Raw genomic sequence first — 7,761 nt, forward strand, 5'->3', positions numbered from 1 at the left:
CGGGCGCGGCACCGACCTCGTCGCCGACGGCGGGATCGGCTCGCCGCCGGGCGCAGGCCCGGTCGGCCGGGGAACCGGACCGGTGCGGGCGGGCGGGGCGCACTGGGTGGTCAGCCAGTCCAGGCCACGTCGGCGGGCGACCACGGTGAGCCGGTCACCGGCGAAGATCACCTGTCGCGGGTCGAGGTCCCGCCACCAGATCGTCTTCGCGCCGCCGGCCGGGGTCCGGGCGATCAGCCGGACCTGCCCGTCCCGGTTGACCAGGTCCAGGGGTCGACCGTCCAGCTCGGAGCCGGCGGCGACCGGCACCTCGGCGACCGGCAGCGCGTGCCGGTCGACCGGAATGGTGGTGATCACCGCGCGTTCGGTGAGCGCGCCGATGAAGGCCGGTGCGGCCAGGTAGGAGACCGATCGGGACACCCCGAGTGCGAAGGTCTCCTCCACCCGTTCGGCGAAGTCACCGTCGAAGAGCCGCAGCACCACCCGCAGGTCGTCCCGGAGGTCGCGCGCGGCCAGGGCCGCCTCCAGGTTGGCGACGTCGTCGGTGGACGCCACCACCAGCGCCTGGCAGTCGGCCACCGACGCGGCGGTCAGGGTCTCGGGCAGGGCGGCGTCGCCGACGACCAGCGGCACCTCCAACTGGCGGGCCAGGGTCGCGCCGCGCGGCTCCGGATCCTTGTCGATCGCCACGACCTCGACGTCGTACTCGCGGAGCTGTGCCATCACCCGGGTGCCGACGTTGCCCAGGCCGATCACCACCACGTGCCCGGCGCGGGCCGGTTGCAGCCGGCCGGTGTGCAGGGCCAGCCGGGCGTTGACGATGCCGTCCACGACGACCGCGGTGATCAGCGGGATCAGCGCCAGCCCGGCCAGGTTGAGCACCACCTGCATGATCTGCGCGTCGGCCGCCTTGCCGGTGTCCGGGTCGGCGCCGCTGAGCGTGGTGACCAGCGTCAGGTAGAGCGCCTCCAGCGGGGAGACGTCCTCGGCCCGGGAGATCAGCGCGCCGAGCACCACGATGACCGCGAGCACCAGCATCACCGCGATGCCGATCTTGCGGGTGGCGAAGCCGCGTACGGCCCGCAGCAGCACCGCGACCGGGCGGCGACGCCGCCGCGCCCGGACCAGCCGCCGGGCGGCGACCTCGGTGCCCGGCGGCTGCCCGGTCGCCTCGGCGAGCACCAGGTCGGCGCCGGCCTGCTCGGCCGGCAGCAGCTCCATGCCCTGCTCCGAGTCGGGGCGAGCCAGCGCGCACACCACGTCCTGCGGCCGGACGTCGGCCCGCCGCGCCACCCGCAGCGTCTTGTCCCGATGCTGGAAGGAGCTGGGGTCGACCTCGCCGAGCGCGGCGGCCACGAACGCCGGCGCGGCCATCTCGGCGTCGGAGAGCACCTCGACGGGCGCCTTGAGCAGCTTGCGTACGCCATCGGCGAGGGTGCCGTTGAACATCCGCAGCACCTGGCGCACCCGCTGGTCGACGGCCTGGGCGCAGAGCGCGGCGTGCAGGTTGCCGACGTCGTCCTGGTGCAGCAGGGCCAGGCCGGTCGCCCCGGCCAGCCCGGCGGCCTCGAAGGTCGCCACGTCCAGACGCTCCGAGCGGACCACGCGGACCCCACGCAGCCCGGCCACGTCCGGCCCGTTGCGGCGGTAGCGCTCCGGCACCACGACGGTCACCCGGACGCCGCCGGCCGGGAGGTCGGATTCGACCATCGCACGGGCCACGTAGTAGGCGAGCGCGTCCCGGCCGCAGATCACGTAGTGCGGACGCGGATCACCGGCGGCGCGTAGCCGCCAGTTCCACTCGACCGCCCGTCGCGCCCGGTCCCGCCACGGCTCCGCCATGCCCGGATCGTAACCAGCACGACCACACTGGGCGACCCCGCCCGGATCATCCCGAGCACGCATGTCGACCAGGCATGTCGACCGGGGCGGCGGGTAGAGCACCGGGATGCAGACCTTCCTGCCGTACCCGGACTTTCTGGCCAGCGCCCGCGCGCTGGACCAGAAGCGGCTGGGCAAGCAACGGGTGGAGGCCATCCAGGTGCTCCGCGGCCTGACCCGACCCGGGTACGGGTGGCGCAACCATCCGGCGGTGAAGATGTGGGCCGGGTACGAGGAGGCGCTCACCCGCTACGGGCTGGACATGTGTGCCGTCTGGACCGAGCCGGGACGGGCCGACACCTGCGCCACCACGCTGACCGTCGACCTCGCCGCCGCCTGCGGGGCCGGCGTCGTACGCACACAGGACGAGCTGGCCCGCGCTGGTGACCTGCCGCCCTGGCTCGGCCGCGACGACCTGCACCTGAGCCACCGCTCGTCGCTGCTGCGCAAGGACCCGGCGCACTACCGCCCGATCTTCGGCGCCGACGTCCCGGAGGATCTGGAGTACGTCTGGCCCGCGTCCGACCGCGAGCGCCGCTGCCTGCCGTAGGGGAGACTGGGCCGGAAGAGGGAGGTGCGCGTGGCGCTGTCGCGTGTGGTGGGTCGGCTCATCGGCGTACGTCAGCACCAGGTGGACCCGGGCGGAGGTGGCGCCGACCGCGTGCCGGGACCGGTCGCGGCGGTCGTGGTCGGCGGTGGGATCGCCGGATTGTCGGCGGCGGTCGTGCTCGCCGAGCGGGGCGTGGCGGTGACGGTGCTGGAGGCGGCGCCCACGCTGGGCGGGCGGCTCGGCGCGTGGCCCGAGGCGCTCGGCGACGGCGAGCAGCAGAACGAGCACGGGTTCCACGCGTTCTTCCGGCAGTACTACAACTGGCGTTCCATCCTTCGTCGCGTCGAGCCCGACCTGGGCTTCCTCAAGCCGATTCCGGGTTACCCGATCCTCAGTGCACAGTGGCCGACCGAGGAGTTCGGCAGGCTGCCGCCCGCGCCGCCGGCGAACCTGCTGGCGCTGCTGCTGCGCAGTCCCAGCCTGCGCCTGGCCGACCTGCGGTCGATGGACCGGGACGCGGCGTTGCCGCTGCTCACCTACGACCCGGTCCGCACCTACGCGGAGTTGGACGACACCACCGCCGACGAGCTGCTGGCCTCGCTGCGACTGCCGGACCGGGCGCGGGCGATGCTGTTCGAGGTCTTCTCGCACTCGTTCTTCAACCACGAGGCGGAGATGTCGGCGGCCGAGATGGTCGCCCAGTTCCACTTCTACCTGCTCGGCAATCCGGAGGGGCTGGCCTTCGACTGCCCCGACGAGGACTATGCGACCGCGATCTGGCAGCCGCTGACGAGGCACGTGGAGAAGCACGGCGGTCGGGTGCTCACCGCGTCCGGCGCCACGGGGGTGCACCGCGACGGCGAGGGTTGGCGGGTGACGACCACCGACGGCGGCAGCCACCCGGCGGCCCACGTGGTGCTCGCGGTGGATCCGCCGGCCCTGGCCGCGCTGGTGGCGGCCTCCCCCGACCTGGTCGGGCGGGCACCGGAGCTGGCGGCGCGGATGCCCCGCTTCGGCACGCCCGGCCCGCCGTACGCGGTGGCGCGGTACTGGTGCGACGGGGACGTGGCGGCCGACCGGGCCGTGTTCAGCGGCGTGTCGCGACAGCCCACACTGGACTCGGTGACGCTCTACCACCGGCTGGAGAACGAGTCGCGCCGCTGGGCGCGACAAACCGGCGGTTCGGTCGTCGAGCTGCACGCGTACGCCTGTGAGCCCGGTGTGCCGGCCGAGGAGCTGGCCGAGCGGATGCGCCGCGAGCTGGTGGCGCTCTGGCCGGAGGCGGCTGACCTGCGGGTCCGGGAGCTGCGCGCCCGGGTGGAGGCGCAGGCGCCGGCGTTCACGCCGGGCAGCCACGCCTGGCGTCCGGGGGTGCGCACCGAGGCGCCCGGCGTCTATCTGGCCGGCGACGGGATCGCCACGGACTTCCCGAGCGCCCTGATGGAACGCTCCGCGGCCACCGGGATCATCGCGGCGAACCACATCCTGCGCGCGGAGGGCGCCGCGGCCGAGCCGGTGCGCTCGATCCGGCCTCGGGGCCTGCTGGCCGGGCGGGCCACCCCAAACCGACAAAAAGCAACATAAGCGACGGTACGCTGCCGTACGCTCGAATGATCATCCGTCGATCGGCCGGGCGGGAGGGCAGCGGCGATGTCACCACTGCACCGCGTCGGCGCCCAGAGCGTTCCGCTGACCGAGGAGACCGGCCGGGACGACGCGTACCCGCTGCTCCGCGACGAGCGCGCCTGCGTCGTCACCGCGCTGCGGCTGGGCTGGTGGATGGCGGACGCGTACCACCACGGGCAGCACGCCGAACCCGGTCCGACCGTCCCGGCCCACCCACCGGCCAAGCTCTCCAACCTGACCGAGATGTCGCTCCCGCGCCGGATGCGGATGTACCTCGACGGCGTGGACGTCGCGCTGGCCCAGATCTCGGCGCTCACCCGGCACACCGGGCCGCTGCCGGACACGTCCGCCGCCCGGACCCGGCTGCCCGACCTGGACCGGCTGCCCGACCTGGAACAGCCCGACACCGCCGACACCGAACCGCTGCTGCTCGCCCTCGACGACCTCAACGTGGACGTGCTGCGCTGGGCGATGGCCACCAACCTCCGGGTCGGGCTCGCCTACCGGCTGGGCCGGTCCCTGGCCGACACGGTCCGGCCCGGCGACGCCGCCCAACTGCTGCGGCGCTTCGACGGCCGGCAGGTCCAGCTCAGCCGGTGGCTGGACGAGCTGGCCAGCGTGCTGCCGCCGTACTCGGCCGCTGTGGTACGCCGCTCGCTGGCCGCCTGGGCGGTCGCGGTGGAACGGGCCGGCCAGGGCGATCCGGCGGAACCCGAACCGGCCGAGCTGAGCCGCGAGCTGCGCAACCAGGGTGACCTCTGGCGCGGCGTGCTCACCGGCGGCCTGCATCCGCGCGACCTGCTCGACGAGGAGGACTACGCGGTGGTCGCCCGGAACCTGATCATCCGGGACCGACGGCTGGTGGCCCAGGCCGCCCGGGGCATCTTCTGGCCGGTGCTGGTGCCCCTGCTGGTGGTGCTCTTCGCGGTGGTCGGGGTGAGCGCCGCCGCCGCGGCCGGTTCACCGACCACGCGGGCCACTGTCGCCCTGCTCGGTCTGGGCGCCGGGCTGGCCGCCATCTGGCGTTCCGTCTCCGGCCCCGCACTGGCTGTGGCGGGCGAGGTCAACCGGCCGCTCCTGGACAGCGAACTCACCGCGCGGATGGCCCTGCGGCTGGACCGGCCACTGGCCAACGCCCGTCGCGCGGCGGGGGTCGCTCCAGGGGCCCGGCGCGCTCCCCGGACCCGGCGCGCTCCCCGGACCCGGCGTCAGGGTCGTCCCGAGGAGCCGGGCAGCCCATCGAAATACGTTGCCCGACTCTCCCGTACCGACCTACCGTGATCGCGCAAGGTCAACCACCGCCGCGGGAGCAGAACATGACGAGGTCGCACGTCACCACCGTGCCGTCGTCGACGCTGCCCGGCGACGGTTGGCGAGCGAAAGGCCCCCGGGCGGGCCGGCCGGACTGACGCGTACCCGTACGCGCCGAGCCGCCCCGTCCGAACGCCGGACCGGGCGGCTCTTCGCTGTCCGTCACCAGCTGAAAGGAGTCCCCGGTGGACGCCGTCCTCGTCATCAACGCCGACCTCGGCCCGTTGCACCGGGTCACCGTTCAGCACGCCGTCCGGATGCTCTGCCGTCGGGTGGCCGAGATCCACGAGGCGGAGCCGGACCAGGTGATCGGCGTCTTCCCGCTGCCCCGAGTGGTGCGGTTGGTCCGCTACGTGGTCACCCGGTGGCGGTTCAGCTCCGGGCCGGCCTGGTCCCGGGCCGGGGTGCTACGCCGCGACGAGCGCTGCTGCGCGTACTGCGGTGGGGCGGCATCGACAATCGACCACATCCTGCCGCGCTCGCGGGGCGGCCGGAACACCTGGCGAAACACCACCGCCGCCTGCTACGGCTGCAACCAGCGCAAGGGCGACCGCACCCCGGCGGAGGCGGGCATGCCGCTGCGCCGGGAGCCGGTGAACCCGGGCTGGGCGTCGCTGGCCGGGCGGTGACCGACCGGCCGGCGGGAACGGGGGGCCGCGTCGGGGTACGCCCCGGCGCGGCACCCGCCGGCCCCCGGGTCAGACGTCGCGTTCCTTGACCTTCGGCTTCGGGCGGCCGCTCGCGCAGTGCACACGGATCTCGCTGCTGTGCTCAGCCGAGGTCAGCTCGACCTGGACCTGCTTCGCCGGGCCGGGGTCGTAGGGCGCCGCCCGATAGCCCGACGCGGGCGTCACCGTGAGCAGTTCGGCCGATCCCCCGAGGCAGCGGACGGTGACCGTTCCGCCCTGGGCCTGCACCGTGACCACCGCAGGGTCGGTGGGCGTGGGCGTGGGCGTGGGTGTGGGCCTGGACGGCGTCGGTGCCGGAGTGGACCTTCCGCCCGAACCCGTCGATGGGCTGGTCCGGGGAACGGCCGGGGTGTTCCGGGCCGACGGGCCGGCCGGCGGACGGGCGGCGGACGGTTCGGGCTGTGCGACGGTCTGCGGCAGCCCCACAGTGGTGGTGCCACCCGTGCCGATGCCGGTTCGTGGAATGGGCCCGTCGTGCTGCCGGGTGCCGTAGTCGCCCAGCGACCCGGCCACCGCCACCGCGGCGATCACCGCGCCGCCGACCGCAAGCGCCACCCGACGCCGACGCCAGGAGTGTCGCTGGGAGGCATCGGTCGGGTCGGCGGTGACACCGGCGGAGGGCTCGGACGGCCCGTCGTCGACCGGCTCGTCCTCGTCAGCCGCCGGCCCGCCCTCGGTCGCTCCGCCCGCGGCTGCGGCTACATCCGCCGTCGCCGGCCCGGCGGCAGCTCCGAGCAGGATGCGGGCCGCGTCGGCGGCCGAGGGCCGGTCGGCGGGATCGCGGGCCAGGCACCAGCGGTAGAGCCGGTGGATCTCGGCGGGGACTCCGTCGATCTCGGGCAACGGGTCCGGTTCGACGTGGACGTGGGCACGGAGCATCGCGGTCTGCGCCTCGGTGGCCCAGGGCAGCCGACCGGTGAGCGTCCGGTGCAGGAGCAGGCCGAGGGCGTACACGTCGCAGGCCGGCAGGACCTCGCCGGCCGCCAGGCGCTCCGGTGCGAGGTAGGCGGGCGTACCGAGCAGCCGTCCATCGAAGTCGATCTCGGGGTCGCCGACGGCCGCCGCGATACCGAAGTCGAGCACCTTCGCGCCGGTGGGGGTGAGCATCACGTTGCTCGGTTTCACGTCGCGGTGCACCAGCTCCTGGGCGTGCGCGGCCGCGAGTGCCGTGGCCACCTCGGCGCAGACCCGCAGCGCGGCGCGGGGTGGCAGCGGACCGGCGGCCAACCGTTGTTCGAGGGTGACGCCGTTGAGCAGTTCCAGCACCACGAACGGCACCTGGACGCCGTCGACGACCGACTCACCGAAGTCGTAGACGCCTGTGACGTACGGGTGCGACAACCGGGCCGCCGCCTTGGCCTCGGCCCGGATCCGCTGTCGGGCGTTGGCGTCCGAGGCGACGAGCACCTTCACCGCCACGTCCCGTTCGAGCACCTCGTCGTACGCCCGGTGGACCGCGGACATGCCGCCGCTGCCGAGGCGCTCCAGGAGCCGGTAGCGGCCCGCAAGCAACCGATCACGCTGCACGACGGACAGCCTGCCGTACGGCCCGCAGCGGACACCACCCGGGATCGAGGCTTCGCAATGGATGGGTCCGCGGTGGCTGCGGCGAAGGGCTCTGGCCATCCACTTTGGCTGCCCGCCGTGTCGATGTGCTGTTGAGCGGTATACCTCAGAGGTATGAATATGACTCTGAGGTATACC

The 7,761-nt window shown here is 74.2% G+C and carries 5 protein-coding genes and 1 pseudogene; 4 read left to right on the forward strand and 2 right to left on the reverse strand.

Going from position 1 to position 7,761, the window contains the following annotated elements; genetic code table 11:
* Positions 1-45: 45 nt before the first annotated feature.
* Positions 46-1,842, reverse strand: a pseudogene (locus ABZU46_RS15495) (NAD-binding protein); the annotation flags it as partial.
* Between the two features lie 106 nt (positions 1,843-1,948).
* Between ABZU46_RS15495 and ABZU46_RS15500 the strand changes: the two are divergent.
* The 4 genes from ABZU46_RS15500 to ABZU46_RS15515 all read left to right on the forward strand — a co-directional run bounded on the left by ABZU46_RS15500 (position 1,949) and on the right by ABZU46_RS15515 (position 5,997).
* Entirely contained in the window at positions 1,949-2,431 is a 483-nt protein-coding gene (locus ABZU46_RS15500) for an MSMEG_6728 family protein (RefSeq protein ID WP_354858084.1), read from the forward strand.
* A gap of 30 nt (positions 2,432-2,461) precedes the next feature.
* Entirely contained in the window at positions 2,462-4,015 is a 1,554-nt protein-coding gene (locus ABZU46_RS15505) for an FAD-dependent oxidoreductase (RefSeq protein ID WP_354858086.1), read from the forward strand.
* 66 nt (positions 4,016-4,081) lie between these two features.
* Entirely contained in the window at positions 4,082-5,338 is a 1,257-nt protein-coding gene (locus tag ABZU46_RS15510) for a hypothetical protein (RefSeq protein ID WP_354858089.1), read from the forward strand.
* A 215-nt stretch (positions 5,339-5,553) separates the two neighbouring features.
* Positions 5,554-5,997: an HNH endonuclease gene (locus ABZU46_RS15515; RefSeq protein ID WP_354858092.1), complete on the forward strand. Its 444-nt coding sequence runs from the start codon at positions 5,554-5,556 to the stop codon at positions 5,995-5,997.
* Between the two features lie 69 nt (positions 5,998-6,066).
* Here ABZU46_RS15515 and ABZU46_RS15520 read toward each other — a convergent pair whose 3' ends face one another.
* Positions 6,067-7,584 carry a serine/threonine-protein kinase gene (locus tag ABZU46_RS15520; RefSeq protein ID WP_354858094.1) on the reverse strand — a complete coding sequence of 506 codons (1,518 nt, stop codon included), beginning with the start codon at positions 7,582-7,584 and terminating at the stop codon, positions 6,067-6,069.
* Between the last annotated feature and the right edge of the window lie 177 nt (positions 7,585-7,761).

It is taken from the genome of Micromonospora sp. NPDC005197 (genome assembly GCF_040608295.1).
GTDB lineage: Bacteria > Actinomycetota > Actinomycetes > Mycobacteriales > Micromonosporaceae > Micromonospora.

What these genes read in the sequence shown, in the direction of transcription:
- ABZU46_RS15500 (WP_354858084.1), top strand. Translation starts at nt 1,949, where the DNA reads ATGCAGACCTTCCTGCCGTACCCGGACTTTCTGGCCAGCGCCCGCGCG.
- ABZU46_RS15510 (WP_354858089.1), top strand. Translation starts at nt 4,082, where the DNA reads ATGTCACCACTGCACCGCGTCGGCGCCCAGAGCGTTCCGCTGACCGAG.